10 protein-coding genes are annotated in these 14,002 nt (G+C 51.3%); 7 read left to right on the forward strand and 3 right to left on the reverse strand.

Annotation, left to right across the window (positions count from 1 at the left end; genetic code table 11):
* Window positions 1–138 precede the first annotated feature (138 nt).
* A complete protein-coding gene (locus GK108_RS25345) occupies window positions 139–321 on the forward strand; it encodes a hypothetical protein (RefSeq protein ID WP_163954380.1) in 183 nt (60 codons plus the stop codon).
* Here the strand turns inward: GK108_RS25345 and GK108_RS25350 are convergent.
* Window positions 310–864: a hypothetical protein gene (locus GK108_RS25350; RefSeq protein ID WP_163954381.1), complete on the reverse strand. Its 555-nt coding sequence runs from the start codon at window positions 862–864 to the stop codon at window positions 310–312. The genes GK108_RS25345 and GK108_RS25350 overlap by 12 nt on opposite strands.
* Window positions 865–1,155: 291 nt before the next feature.
* Here GK108_RS25350 and GK108_RS25355 point away from each other — a divergent pair, with 291 nt between their 5' ends.
* On the forward strand, window positions 1,156–1,530 hold the full coding sequence (locus GK108_RS25355; protein WP_163954382.1) for a hypothetical protein: 375 nt from the start codon (window positions 1,156–1,158) through the stop codon (window positions 1,528–1,530).
* A gap of 8 nt (window positions 1,531–1,538) precedes the next feature.
* Here the strand turns inward: GK108_RS25355 and GK108_RS25360 are convergent, their stop codons facing one another.
* Both GK108_RS25360 and GK108_RS25365 read right to left on the reverse strand, forming a co-directional pair.
* Window positions 1,539–1,925: a hypothetical protein gene (locus tag GK108_RS25360; protein WP_163954383.1), complete on the reverse strand. Its 387-nt coding sequence runs from the start codon at window positions 1,923–1,925 to the stop codon at window positions 1,539–1,541.
* Between the two features lie 414 nt (window positions 1,926–2,339).
* Complete coding sequence (locus tag GK108_RS25365) at window positions 2,340–3,671, reverse strand: hypothetical protein (protein ID WP_163954384.1); 1,332 nt, start codon at window positions 3,669–3,671, stop codon at window positions 2,340–2,342.
* A 172-nt stretch (window positions 3,672–3,843) separates the two neighbouring features.
* Here GK108_RS25365 and GK108_RS25370 point away from each other — a divergent pair, with 172 nt between their 5' ends.
* The 5 genes from GK108_RS25370 (at window position 3,844) to ggt (ending at window position 13,968) form a co-directional block, all read left to right on the forward strand.
* On the forward strand, window positions 3,844–6,948 hold the full coding sequence (locus tag GK108_RS25370; RefSeq protein WP_163954385.1) for a SusC/RagA family TonB-linked outer membrane protein: 3,105 nt from the start codon (window positions 3,844–3,846) through the stop codon (window positions 6,946–6,948).
* A 125-nt stretch (window positions 6,949–7,073) separates the two neighbouring features.
* Window positions 7,074–8,558 (forward strand): RagB/SusD family nutrient uptake outer membrane protein, encoded by a 1,485-nt coding sequence (locus GK108_RS25375; protein WP_163954386.1) that lies wholly within the window; start codon window positions 7,074–7,076, stop codon window positions 8,556–8,558.
* 98 nt (window positions 8,559–8,656) lie between these two features.
* Window positions 8,657–11,137 (forward strand): hypothetical protein, encoded by a 2,481-nt coding sequence (locus tag GK108_RS25380; protein WP_163954387.1) that lies wholly within the window; start codon window positions 8,657–8,659, stop codon window positions 11,135–11,137.
* Between the two features lie 134 nt (window positions 11,138–11,271).
* A complete protein-coding gene (locus GK108_RS25385) occupies window positions 11,272–12,135 on the forward strand; it encodes a sugar phosphate isomerase/epimerase family protein (RefSeq protein ID WP_163954388.1) in 864 nt (287 codons plus the stop codon).
* Between the two features lie 90 nt (window positions 12,136–12,225).
* Window positions 12,226–13,968: a gamma-glutamyltransferase gene (ggt, locus tag GK108_RS25390; protein ID WP_163954389.1), complete on the forward strand. Its 1,743-nt coding sequence runs from the start codon at window positions 12,226–12,228 to the stop codon at window positions 13,966–13,968.
* The last annotated feature ends 34 nt before the right edge of the window (window positions 13,969–14,002 follow it).

Below are 14,002 nucleotides of genomic sequence, written 5' to 3' on the forward strand. Positions count from 1 at the left end.
AAAATGGCCTGTCGCCAGAAAGTTACTCAATGAAATAGGCTTGCCTAATCGGAGCGTTTCCTGTGTCAGCCGAAACCCAGAAATGGAAGCCCGGACTTTCCTACGCGGGGCGGTCAAACTGTCGCCCGAAAGCTGGAAATGGAAGTACTACTTGGACTGGCCACCCAACGCCAACAGGGGTTGATGGATAATGACGCTACCACACTGAACACGAATCACTTCCAACCTTTACACCCCTGCTTGGTTGGGCTGCAAACCCGCCCTCGGGACGTGCTCACTGTCGACCGGAAGCACCCCCACGCGAAGCGGTTATATACTTGAAATCCAATCTGACCAAACCAAAATTATAAGTCTGATTCCAACTAAAATCCAAAAGAGTGTTAGAGTTAATTTACTGGTACCTGCTCCGATGTCATTCCAGAGAAATAAAATGAGCAAGATGATGCTTAGAGTATAAAAAAATCCATGTTTATAGAATTCTGATACCTCAGTCTTTCCCCAATATCCTTCACTCGTATCATGCCATTTCGTCCATAATGTAGGTTTGAGTTGATGAATCTTTATGCGTTGCAACCACTCTGTTTTAGACGTCGTAAAATAAGCGCTATCTTCAGGTTGGGACTCATCTATAATATAATGTTGAGTGCCATTCGTGCCAACAATATGACCTCTATAGAAATAAAATTCTGAATCTTTCACCGGTAGCCTAAATGATCGGGGTTCGGGCCACACACCTTCATCGTAGACAAAATGACCCATTGGCGTTTTAAGTAAGTTAGGTACACCATTCATAAATTGTGCGTGAACCTCTGCCCCCCCTAAAAAGCTACAGATCAGAAGTAAATAGTTGACTCTAAAATTCATAAGTAAATTTGGAGTGTTATCCCTGTCGACTAGAAACTGGCTAGCGAGCCCAAAGCACCCTGTCGGGGACGTGCGGCCTGTCGACCGAAACCCGACCACGACGTTATCTCAGCTTGTTGCCTCACCCAACACCCATGAGGGTTGATGGATGAGCACGCTACGTTACTGAACACGACCAAGCTCCGACCTTTTCACCCTCATTAAGTTGGGCTGTCCCAACTTGCCTCCGGCGTGTGCTTCCTGTCGCCAGACAGGAAACACACGCCAAGCGAACCACTACGCACGCAACCGATGAAAGAACAGCGCCAAGCCGTTTTCACTACGTTTCTGACCTGCGCGAAGCTGTTTCACTACGTTGTCACGGGGCGATTGCCTTGTCGACCGCTACGTGGCCAACGCGCTTTTGTCAGCCTGCCCAACCGGGACGACTCTCGTGTCGACCGAAACCTACCCAACAAACCAAACCGTTCTGTTGGGGGACGATTGCCCTGTCGAACGAGACACAGCCACTACGTTGTTTTTCAGTTTTTTGCTCTTCACCCAACAACCACAGGGGTTGATGGCGAGCAAGTTACTCGAAAAAGCGCACGTACTGTCGACCTTTACACCCCTGTTTGGTTGGGCTGCCAAGCCTTCCCAACCGGCGAGCATCCTGTCACCCGATAGCTACCCTTTTACTCATCTTCTTCATCAAGCTGCCATTGCATCAAATCATCTACTGGTCTAGGAAGGCGACCTTCTAACCACTGTTTTAAAGTGCCCGGCTTGAAATCTTTGTCTTTCGTCTCAATTACCCAAGATAAAAAATCCTGCGGGCCTCCATTTAAATAAGGTGGTGGCGAAACTGGATAAAAGACGGTTGGCAAACGTTCGTCAAGTGATAAATAATTGCAGACAAACCCCACTTCCTGAACCACTTGCCAAGCCAATTGGTGAGTTATGTCAATCCTGAATTTTACCCACCAAAAGCCATTGTCATCCGCGCCAAATGCAATCGGTTTCTCAATAGCTGGCACTTTTTCAAGGTATTCATTTAAGGTTTTGAATCCTCTTTTGTCCATTTCTCGGTAATTATTTTTCAAGCCTGACCTGTCGAGCCATGCGGCCTGTCGGCGGAAAGCGGGCAAACCCACTTTTCAGACTGTCCAAACGGGGCGTTCATTTTGTCACACGCAACCCACCCAACGAGCTAAAACCTGCCTTTCGAGCCGTGCGCCTTGTCGCCCGGAACCCGCCGAACAAACACATTTTTTGGACACCACCCAACATAATAAAGTACGCAAACTTACGGAACTATATTTAGCTCATAACCAAACACGTTTAGTTCCGCAGTTTTCACGAGGAATATTAGCTAAAAACAACGAATCTTATTAAAGGCCGTTGGGCGATTGACTTAACGGTAGTTAGCAGGTCAATATGTAGCTGCATTTAGGCTAGACACAGGCTTGTTAACGTATTTCTCTACTCCTGAACCGCTAAAAACTACCATCGAAAACCTGTCCTGACTTCAGGTCTTTCAACGAAAAGGTATTGATGGTTCCGATACCGGCAAACCGAATTTTGACACCGTAGATACGCGCTAGTGGCTGCGTATAGTGGGTTTCGTACACTTTCCGACCGTTGATAAAAATAGATGCCTGCTTATTAACCACTCGTAACGTTAAGACTCCGCCCTGGCGTAGATCAGCCCCCAGAAAACTCAGATCGTCCCGATGGCTTTTTTTGGCCACTTCTGAGGTCTGTAAATTAATCCAGTGCACGCAGCCCGGCTTCATTACGTCGAAGGTGTGCTGCGACGATTCACCCCAAACGGTAAGACCGATCTGTGAGCAGCGTACGCCCGCCCGATCGGGCGAGGTTTTCACCTGGGTTTTTAGCTCAAAATTATCCCCATCGATACCCGTAGGATGGCTATTGATGAACTCCATAAAAAAGGTACGATTCGTATCGACACCAGCTCGAGCGGCTTCCATCGCGCTGATGCTTCGGCGCTTATCGGCAAACAGGTCGGGAGCCTCAATCGGATACACCCGACTGGTGTCGTGCATCATATTGGCCGTTACGGTCCAACCTTTGGTCTGTAGATAAACGGTAGCCGTATCTATGTTTTCGTCATTCCGTTGCAGGATCGCAAAATAACGTCCGGGGCGCTCGTAATAGTGGGTGTACACACTATCGTCCTGATTCAGGTTTTCCCGCTTACCATCCCCAAACTGAATCGTGTATTGAGCTGACGGATCGCGAATGGGTGACACCTGAAAAACGGCCGAATGAGGGTTCTCGCCCAGCGGATTCCGACACACAAACTGGATGGGTTCAGGTATTTCCCTACGTTGTTGCCACCAAACAAACGCAAGAACAACCAGTAAAAACATAACTGCTCCTGGTAGCCAGAATCGCTTTAGCACTGGTCGCTGCGACGATGTTGGTAACTCAGCTACCAAAGCCGGTGGCGGTGTATAAGCTGGTAATTCGGCCGGTCGGGTGGCATTACGTTCGGTCCATTCCTGCACTTGTACGAAATGATCCCAATCGTGATAGCCTGTGTAGAGGGCCAGCGCGTCGCGGGTGGCTTTTTGCGGATAATACCGGGAATCGGTTTTGATCTTGCCAAAGATCCGTTTGAGCGTGTTCGGACTAATCCGCACGCGCGTTTGCTTAAAAAGAATATTGCTTAAGCTAATGTAATCACCATTAGTCCATTTGTCCCAGTCCGGACTCCCGTATGCGTTACTCACCTGCCGACAACAGACATCCAAATAATGAAAGACTTCGGCTTTTCCAGCTTGTCCATTTTCTGTAATCATAGCAGCCAACAATCTGACATTTAATCGGTTACGTTGTCCAAAATTTCGATCAATAAAATGGTCATGTTTTCAGCACACTCGCCGTATAGTACAAATTTACCTTTGCAAACTCGCATTCCTAAAACCCAATACGGGGGACAATCGCCGTAAAAACTATAAATATCTGAATATTATGCGACAAAAACTTTTACTGTGCTGCGCTCTTTTCTGGGGTTTACTCAGCCCCATGCTGACCAGAGCCCGGCACATGAGCAGTAAGTCTCTCACCTACGCTAAACCGGTTACGTTAAGACCTACAACGATCGATCCGGGCCGTACCGATGATCGGGTCATTTCGGGAACCATTACCGACGAAAAAGGCGTGACTTTGCCGGGTGTCAGCGTCCTGCTCAAGGGTACGCAGCGGGGTGCTGTTACCGACGCCAATGGCAGGTTTCAGCTGGCCGTACCGGAAACAGCGGCCGCGCTGGTTATTAGTTTCGTTGGCTACTTAAGCCAGGAAGTGCCAGTCGGTAGCAGGACTACCATCAACATCCAGTTAGCGCCCGATACCAAAGCGCTCGAAGAAGTGGTGGTGGTAGGCTACGGTACGCAGCGTAAGATCGAAACCACGGGCGCCATTGCCTCCGTGAAAGCCGCTGATCTACTCCAGACTCCCGTTGCCAACGTAGCACAGGGGCTTCAGGCTCGGGTGGCGGGGGTTCAAATTACCCAGAACTCAGGGGCACCCGGTGGTAATGTCAGTGTTCGAATCCGGGGCACCAACTCGATTAACGGTAGTTCTGAGCCGCTTTACGTAATTGACGGGATCCAGATTGCCAACAGTGGCGGCATTACCGATGTGAGCCCACTGTCCCAGATCAATCCGAACGATATTGAATCGATTGAGGTACTGAAAGATGCGTCCTCAACCGCTGTTTACGGCGCCCGTGCCGCTAATGGTGTAGTTCTGATCACGACCAAACGGGGTAAGGAAGGCGGCACCCGCATCAGTTACGATGGCTACGGCGGTGTGCAGCAGATCAACAAAACCCTGAACGTACTGAATGCCCAACAGTTTGGGCAGCTCGAAAATGAGGTCTACAAACGGTCGATCTACGCTGATCCGTCCAGTCTGGGCGAAGGTACCAACTGGCAGAACCAGATTTTCCGGAAAGCCCCTATCCAGAGTCATCAGCTATCGGTATCGGGCGGGAATCAGAAAACCCAGCTGGCGCTGTCGCTGAACTACTTCAATCAGGATGGCATTATCAAAAATTCCAATTTTAACCGATACTCCTTCCGATCAAATATCGACCATCGATTAAACGACCGAATTAAAATCGGGACCAGTCTGTACTACGGTTATTCCATCAACAACGGGGTCAACGTAGGCGGCACGGGTTCGGACGTAACGAGTAGCCGGGCGGGCGTTCTGGGAGCGGCTCTGGCAGCACCTCCCACGCTGGTTCCGTATCGGCCAGATGGTAGTGTGTTTCCTTTTCAGGATCAGATGAATGGTCAATACCAGGAAGTTACCAACCCGCTCAACTTCATTATCCCCCTCAACCGGCAGACAACCCAGCGGATTCTGGCTAATGTTTACGTCGATTTTGAGCTGTTCAAAGGATTTACGTACCGCCCTAGTTTCAATGCCGATCTGGGCACTACGTTGTCGGAGTTTTACTCGCCTTTGTCGCTGCTGAGTCAGTCTCAGTTAGCGTCGGGCGGGGGAAGCGCCAGCAATACCAGTTCGTATGGTCGAACGCTGTTGCACGAAAGCATTTTCACGTATCGTACCCGACTAGCGGAGCATCATACCCTCACGGCTACGGCCGTACTGGCCACTCAGGCCAATGTAAATCAGAGCTATACGCAAACGGCCTCAAACTTCCCCAACGACGTAACGCAGAACAACGCTATTGGGCTGGCCGTCAATCAACGTATCAGCAGCGACAAAAATAAATCCCGCCTTGATTCGTACCTGGGACGTATCAACTACGGCTACAAGGACAAATATTTTCTGGATTTAACGGCCCGTGCCGACGGGTCCAGCAAGTTCGGCGAAAACAACAAATACGGATTTTTCCCGGCGGTGGCGGGTGCCTGGCGGATTGTCGAAGAGCCTTTCATGAAAACGGTTCCGGTCATCTCTGATCTGAAACTACGCGGAAGCTGGGGTATCACCGGAAACGCCGGGGCTATCGATCCGTATCAGTCCCTGGCAACGGTAAGTGCATCGGGACTTAATTACAACTACAATCACAATCCCGTTACGGGCATCAACCCCAGCGCTATCCCTAACCCCGATCTAAAGTGGGAACGCTCCACGCAGGTCGACATCGGCCTGGATGTGAGTCTGTTTAACAACCGGTTGTCGGTGGTGGCAGATTATTACAACAAGCGTACGGACAACCTGCTCTTCCAGAAAGTACTGCCTATGTCGTCGGGCTATACCGCCCTGACCGGCAACTTCGGTTCGATACGTAACAAAGGTGTTGAACTGGCGGTCAATGGCCGGATTTTACCGGGCGGTGGCAATCGACTCCAGTGGGATGCTTCGGCGAATATTACGTTCAACCAGAACGAAGTGCTGGCGCTGGATGGCATTCTGGACGAACTCCCCCGGTCGGCGTTTGCGCTGCTTAAAGTCGGGTATCCTATGGGACTTTATCGGACTTATGTCTTCGATGGCATCAGCCAGACCGGCGAAACGATTCTGCCCGGTTACGACGGGCGCGTTGGTGGTCATAAAGTAAAGGATCTCAACGGCGACGGCACGATCACGGCCGCCGATCAGCAGATTGCCGGTAACGCTCAACCCAACTATATTTTTGGTTTCTCGTCTTCGTTCCGGTACCGCAACTTCGACCTGAATGTATTTATCCAGGGCGTTCAGGGCAATAAACTCATGAACCTAATCCGCTATACGTTCGAAACAGCACTGGGTCAACAGAACGTTCTGGCCGGACTCGCCGACCGGTGGTCGCCCACGAATCCGAATAATGAGTATGCCAGCGGCTTGCAGGGCGGCCGATTGCCCCTGTCGGATCGGTACATTGAGGATGCATCGTTCGTTCGACTGAAGAATATTTCACTGGGTTACACGCTTCCCAAGATCAAGGGAATCAACCAGATCCGCCTATACGTGAGTGCCAATAATCCACTCACGCTCACGAAATACACGGGCTATGACCCGGAGGTTAACAACTTCGGGAACGCCACCACGCAATTCGTCGATAACGGTACGTATCCAATTCCCCGCTCCTATTTGGGCGGCCTGCAAATCACATTCTAAACCAAACCGGGATTGAGCAGATTCGGGGATTAAGGGGATTTTGTATTCGCTTCTTCGAAGCACCTTGTCAATCAAAATCTCTTTTATCCTCAAATCAGCTCAATCCCGGTTCAACCACTTGTACCATGAAAAAACATACGCTGCTGCTGATGGCTTTGTCGGGCCTGACCTTATCGTGCAGCAAACTGGAAGAGTCGGTATTCTCGTCCATATTCACGACTAACTTTTACAAGACCGCTTCTGATGCCGAGGCTGGCATTACGTCGGCTGCGGGTTCACTGATCAACCTGTATGGCTTCCCGTTGGTAGCGGCTTCTGACTTTGCCGCCGACCAGGCCTACCCGCGTGGTGTGGTTGGACGTAACACCATTACGTTGTTTACCTACGACCCGTATTATACAGCCCAGCGAAACTCGGGTCGTCACGAAACGGAAGGGCCGCAGGGCGTCTGGCGGTTCAGTTATAAAGGCATCGAAAACGCGAACTGGGTGATTGAGAAAGTGCCACAGATTCAGATGGATGCCCAGCGCCGGACCGAAATTGTGGCCGAAGCCTATGCCCTGCGCGGCTTTTATCACTGGACACTGGCCAAAACCTTCAACGAGATTCCGGTTAAAACCAAAGCGAGCAGTAACGAAACCGAATCGCTGGTTGCCAAGAGTCCCCGCCCGGAGATTTACAAACAAATTTATAGCGATCTGGATCAGGCCATTACGGGCCTACCATCTTACTCGGCCAGTCTCGTAAAAGGGCGGCCGTCGAAAGAAGCCATCCAGGGTCTATACGCGAAAGTAGCGCTGTATAACGAAGACTGGGCAAAATCGTTGCAGATGGCTCAGGCGGTGATCAGTTCAGGCAAATACGCGCTGATGCCCAACGTACTGGATGTCTTTGATGTCGACAAAGAAGATGCCGCCCGAGTCGAAAATATGTGGGCGGTGGAAGCTGACCGGGTAACGCCGAGCCGCTGGTTAACGGTTATGGGCATTGCTGGTCCCCGAAACAGCAGCGGCCCCGATTACGCCAAGGTGTCGTATGGCTCCTGGTTTGCGTATCAGGCTTTTTTCGATTCGTTCGACCCAAAGGATAAACGTCGCCAGTTGCTGGACACTACGTATCGGGATGTATCGGGCAAGATCGTTCCTCAGCGGGACGTAACGCCTATTACGCCAAAAGGGGTTCTGATCCGCAAATACCGCGATCCTAACTCCATTGCCGAAGCGAACAACTGCAACTTTCCCATTATCCGACTGGCGGATGTTTATCTGATCGCGGCCGAAGCCGAAGCTCGTCAGAATGGCGCTACTACGCTGGCCTACAGCTACATCAATACGATTCGCAAACGCGCAGGCCTGGCCGATCTCATACCCGGCCTTAGTAAAGATGCCTTTATCGCAGCAGTTCTTCAGGAACGTTCCTGGGAGCTTTTTGCCGAAGCGGATCGCTGGTTCGACCTTACCCGGACCAATACGTTCCTGACGGTTATCCCGAAAGCGGTCAACGATGTTTACCCGACACGCACTCCGCAGGCAAAGCACCGCTACTACCCTATTCCGCTCGAAGAAATACAGGCGAATCCGAAGCTAACGCAAAACGCTGGCTGGGAGTAAGTCCTATCTCTTGTTCGACAGGATTTACAGGATTTCCCCCATTTGCTGTAAATCCTGTTCGAAAAAACCTGTAAAATCATCCAGTTCGTTCATACTCAATGAAAAAACACATTATTTCTGCCTGTCTGGTCGGATGGCTTCTGCTGGCGGGTCAGTCGGTGAGCGCCCAGTCGAAGAGCAAGCCGTCCTTTAGTGGCATCTATCCGCAACTGGCCATGTACAACAACGAAGGCGAATGCGGCACTGGCGCGGTTGTGCCCTGGGCGGGTAGACTCTGGGTCGTTACGTATGGTCCGCATTTGCCGTTCGGCTCCTCCGACAAACTGTACGAAATCACGCCCGATCTGAAGCAGATTGTCCGTCCGGAAAGCATCGGAGGTACGCCCGCCAACCGGATGATTCATTCGGAAAGTCAGCAGCTTTTTATTGGTCCGTATGCCATCGACGCCAAAGCCCACGTACGTACCATTCCCTATAAAGTAATGCCCGGTCGGCATACGGGTAACGCGCGCCATCTGACCGACCCGAAAGGAAAAATCTACTACGGGACTATGGAAGAAGGCTTCTATGAGGTGGATGTCAATACGTTAACCCCAACGATGCTCTACGAAGACGGGAATGTTCAGCGTAAAAAAGAGGATGACGTATCGAATAACCTCCAGACCAATTTACTGCCTGGTGTTCACGGCAAAGGCGTTTATTCGGGGCAGGGCGTAATGGTTTATTCGAACAATGGCGAACCCGGCCAGAAAGCACTGGAACAGTTCGATGTCGATGCAGGGTCGTTGTCGGAGTGGAACGGCAAAGACTGGACCGTGATCCGTCGGAATCAGTTTGTGGAAGTAACGGGGCCTGGCGGCATCTACGGCAACAAAAATCCCGACACTGACCCGATCTGGGCCACCGGCTGGGACCATAAATCAGTCCTGCTGGGCGTTCGCGACAAAGCTACGGGCTGGCGTTTTTTCCGGCTTCCGAAGGCAAGCCACAGCTACGACGGCGCTCACGGCTGGAATACCGAATGGCCCCGAATTCGGGATATTGGCTCAGCCCAGAAACCCGATTACCTGATGACCATGCATGGTATGTTCTGGACGTTTCCCGGCACGTTTACGACGGCCAATACGGCGGGAATTCGCCCTCGTACAGCCTATCTGAAAGTGATCGGTGACTTCGCGCGCTGGAACAACCAGCTGGTATTTGGCTGTGACGATTCGGCTCAAAAAGAATTCCTGAACAAACGCAAAACCAAAGGCAACATCGAGGGTCCCGGCCAATCGAATTCGAACCTGTGGTTTACGCCACTCAACCTGCCCGATCAACTTGGCCCGAACACCGCCGAAGGGGCCGTCTGGCAGAACGAATCGATAAAGGCGAACGTAGCATCCGAACCATTTTTGTTTGCCGGATGGGCCAATCGCTCGGCCTGGGTACAGAACAACGGTGACGCCGACGTAACGGTTACGTTCGAAGTCGATAAAACCGGTAACGGCAACTGGACTACCCTACAAACGGCGAAAATCGGTGCTAACAACGCTAGCCACGTTACGTTTCCGGCCAACGCAGCGGGCGAATGGATTCGGCTAAAGTCCGATAAAGCCACTACCCTGACCGCCCATTTTTCGTACGCCACCCACGACGCCCGTGCTACGTCGGCCAACGCTATGTTCAACGGACTTTCTACCGTAACATCGGCGACTACGGCGGGTGGATTGATGTATGGTCTGGGAAAAAACCGACGCGCGCTGGCGCTGGCGGCCCAAACATATCAGGGCGGAAAACCTACCGATGTGGGCTACTACGAATTGAGTGCCGACATGAAACTGGTCCGCAAAGACAACCCGGACGATCAGGCGTTTATCAAGAGCAAATTTGCCATTCCGCAGCAGGTTGTTACGATCGACAAAGCAAGCGTGTTGATCGTCGATGACAAAGGCCGTCGGTGGCGCTTACCATTGGGCAACAACGCCTTCACGGATCTAACCAATCAGGCAGCCCTACGCATTTGCCGGGAAGTGGCCACGGAACGCGACTTGCTGAACTGCCACGGTACGTTCTATGAACTTCCCGCCGAAAACGCCGACGGTTACGCCAAAATTCGGCCTGTTGCGTCCCATAACCTGCGCGTTAATGATTATGCTTCGTACCGTGGTTTGCTGGTCATGACGGGTATCGACCTGAACGCAGCGGCTAAAAACGAACACATCATTGTGTCGGACGACAAAAAAGCGGCCGTTTGGGCCGGTGCTATTGACGATCTCTGGAAGCTGGGCAAACCAACCGGTCATGGTGGTCCCTGGAATGCTACGTCGGTGAAGGCCAACGAAACCTCTGATCCCTACCTGATTGGCTTTTACGACCAACGTAGCGTTCAGCTTTCACACAAAGCCACAACACCCGTTACGTTCACCATCGAAGCCGACCCGGTTGGTACGGGCGTCTGGATGCCGTATAAAACCATAACCGTTGCTCCCGGAAAGGCTTCGACCTTTGCCTTCCCTGCTGATTTTCAGGCTCGCTGGATTCGCTTCAAAACCGACAGAGCTTGTGAAGCTACTACGTTGCTGGAGTATAAATAGAATTGGTTAAGCCACTGATTACGTAACGACGTAGCGGAAAGAGAATCGACTTTCCGCTACGTCGTTTTTATAGGAGCAAACACAGTAGTTGATTAGTCGATATTTCTTTATTGTCGTGTTTTACTGTCTCAACCATGTATAAATTCGCTCATTCGTTACTGCTGGCCGTTGCGCTTTGTGGTACCGTGTCATTCGTTTCAGCCCAATCAGGCAAACCGCTCTATACGTTCCCGCTCGGTGTTCAGGCCTATACGTACCGGGCCTACTTCCCGAAAGATGTAGAAGGAACGCTTAATACCATTCAAAAGCTGGGCTTTACAGAACTGGAAGGTGGTGCCCCAAAAGGTGTTACGACCGAAGAGTTCCGAAAAATGCTCGATGCGCGGGGTATCAAATGTCCGGCCACCGGTGCCAGCTACGAACAGATCGTAAAAGATCCCGAGAGCGTCGTCAAAAATGCCAAAACTCTGGGTGCTTCCTATGTGATGGTGGCCTGGATTCCTCACGAAAAAAGTAACTTCACCATTGAGAACGCCAAAAAAGCCGTTGAGGATTTCAACCGCGCCGGGAAAGTGCTGAAAGATAACGGCATTACGTTTTGCTACCATAACCACGGCTACGAATTCGGTCCGTACCAAAACGGGACTCTTTTCGATTACATCGTTCAGAACACAAAGCCCGAATACGTATCGTTCGAAATGGATATTCTCTGGGCAACGCACGGTGGCGCTGATCCGGTTAAATTGCTGAATAAATACGGTAGTCGCTGGAAACTCATGCACCTGAAAGACCTGAAAAAAGGTATTAAAGGCGACCTGAGCGGTGGCACTCCCCCCGAAAACGACGTAGTGCTAGGCCAGGGCCAGATTGATATGCCCGCTGTTCTGAAAGCAGCGAAAAAAGCGGGGGTCAAGCATTACTTTATTGAAGACGAGAGCAATCATGAGGATGTGCAGGTCCCCGAAAGCATTACGTACCTGAAAAATCTAAAACAATAGGATTTCCCTGAGGCTCATTCCTGTATAGAAACTTCCCGAAATGGACCGTCAGCAGGTCCGTACTTTCGGGAAGTTTTTTTTACAATCGTTATGACAAAAAACTGGCTCTTCCCCTTAGCACTGCTTCTCCATTGTTCCTTTCCAGTGGTTGCTCAATCCATATCGGATAAGGGCGATCGGATTACGGGGCCAAACTTTGCCACGCGTAGCCCCGTTCTGGGTAAACACGGGATGGTGGCAACTAGTCATCCGCTGGCGACGCAGACTGGTCTGGATATTCTTAAACAGGGCGGCACCGCTGTCGATGCCGCCATTGCCGCTAATGCAGCATTGGGCGTTATTGAGCCAAACAATGGAGGAATCGGTGGCGATTTATTTGCCATCATTTGGTCGGCCAAAGACCGAAAACTGTACGGGCTGAATGCCAGCGGTCGGTCGCCCAACGGATTGTCTTACGAGAAGCTAAAAACAATCCTGGGCAATCGTACCCAAATTCCGCTCTATGGCCCCCTATCTGTATCGGTACCGGGCGCGGTAGATGGCTGGTTTGAACTTCACAAACGATTTGGTAGAGTGCCGATGAAAGCACTCCTGGCTCCCAGCATTCAGTACGCCCGCGAAGGCGTTCCGGTACCACAGGTAATTGCCTATTCCTGGCAGGTTGCCACGCAACGACTGATAAACAACCAAGCAGACATTACCGAATTTGACAACTTCCGAAAAACGTTTCTGATCAATGGCAAAGCCCCCGTTGAAGGGCAAGTCTTTCGAAATCCCGACCTGGCTTCGACCTACGAAACAATTGCCAGGAGTGGGCGGGATGCTTTTTACAAAGGGGCAATAGCTGAAACGATCGATCGCTATGCCCGACGAACGGGAATCTATCTACGAAAAGACGATTTAGCCAATCACCACAGCACCTGGGTAGATCCAGTTTCGGTGAACTATCGCGGCTATACGGTTCATGAGCTCCCACCTAACGGACAAGGTTTAGCCGTTTTGCAAATGCTTACCATCCTGGAAGGTTACGATTTGAAACGGCTGGGCCATAACAGCGCCGACTACCTGCACCTGTTACTGGAAGCCAAGAAACTCGCCTTCGAAGATCGGGCGCGGTATTATGCTGACCCAGACTTTGGCAAAATCCCAGTCGAAACGCTGTTGAGCAGGGCCTATGCGGAACGACGTCGGAAACTCATTAACGCTCAACAAGCAGCTAACCGTATCGATGCGAACGACCCAGCGCTACGTAGTGGCGATACGGTATACCTGACGGTGGCCGATGATCAGGGGAATATTGTCTCCTTAATTCAAAGTAACATGCTGGAGTTTGGCAATGGCATGGTACCCGACGGCCTGGGTTTTGTTTTCCATAACCGGGGAACTAGTTTCAATCTACAGCCCGACCATGCCAATGTGTACGCACCGGGGAAACGGCCATTTAACACCATCATTCCGGGTTTTGTCACGAAAGATGGTGAACCCTTTCTAAGCTTTGGCGTTATGGGCGGTGCCATGCAACCGCAGGGACATCTGCAAATCCTGTGCAACATCATCGATTTTGGTATGAACGTCCAGGAAGCTGGCGACGCGGCCCGGTTCAGTCATTCGGGCAGCAGCGAACCTATTGGCACCGTTATGACCGACGGAGGCCGGGTAGCACTTGAGAGTGGAATACCGCAAGACGTTCGGGCTGAGTTAGAACGCCGGGGGCACCGTCTGGCCGAAACCGATTTCTTCGGCGGTTATCAGGCTATTCTATGGGATTCTACGAATAAAGTCTACTGGGGCGCATCCGAAATGCGAAAAGACGGCCAGGCGGCAGGCTACTAATCAACCTGGCTTGCGTCAGTCGGCCAATACGTCC

Origin of the sequence: Spirosoma terrae (assembly GCF_010435915.1) — a bacterium.
GTDB lineage: Bacteria > Bacteroidota > Bacteroidia > Cytophagales > Spirosomataceae > Spirosoma > Spirosoma terrae.

What these genes read in the sequence shown, in the direction of transcription:
- GK108_RS25355 (WP_163954382.1), top strand. Translation starts at nt 1,156, where the DNA reads ATGAAAGAACAGCGCCAAGCCGTTTTCACTACGTTTCTGACCTGCGCG.
- GK108_RS25365 (WP_163954384.1), bottom strand. Translation starts at nt 3,671, where the DNA reads ATGATTACAGAAAATGGACAAGCTGGAAAAGCCGAAGTCTTTCATTAT.
- GK108_RS25380 (WP_163954387.1), top strand. Translation starts at nt 8,657, where the DNA reads ATGAAAAAACACATTATTTCTGCCTGTCTGGTCGGATGGCTTCTGCTG.
- GK108_RS25385 (WP_163954388.1), top strand. Translation starts at nt 11,272, where the DNA reads ATGTATAAATTCGCTCATTCGTTACTGCTGGCCGTTGCGCTTTGTGGT.
- GK108_RS25350 (WP_163954381.1), bottom strand. Translation starts at nt 864, where the DNA reads ATGAATTTTAGAGTCAACTATTTACTTCTGATCTGTAGCTTTTTAGGG.
- GK108_RS25360 (WP_163954383.1), bottom strand. Translation starts at nt 1,925, where the DNA reads ATGGACAAAAGAGGATTCAAAACCTTAAATGAATACCTTGAAAAAGTG.
- GK108_RS25375 (WP_163954386.1), top strand. Translation starts at nt 7,074, where the DNA reads ATGAAAAAACATACGCTGCTGCTGATGGCTTTGTCGGGCCTGACCTTA.
- GK108_RS25345 (WP_163954380.1), top strand. Translation starts at nt 139, where the DNA reads ATGGAAGTACTACTTGGACTGGCCACCCAACGCCAACAGGGGTTGATG.
- ggt (WP_163954389.1), top strand. Translation starts at nt 12,226, where the DNA reads ATGACAAAAAACTGGCTCTTCCCCTTAGCACTGCTTCTCCATTGTTCC.
- GK108_RS25370 (WP_163954385.1), top strand. Translation starts at nt 3,844, where the DNA reads ATGCGACAAAAACTTTTACTGTGCTGCGCTCTTTTCTGGGGTTTACTC.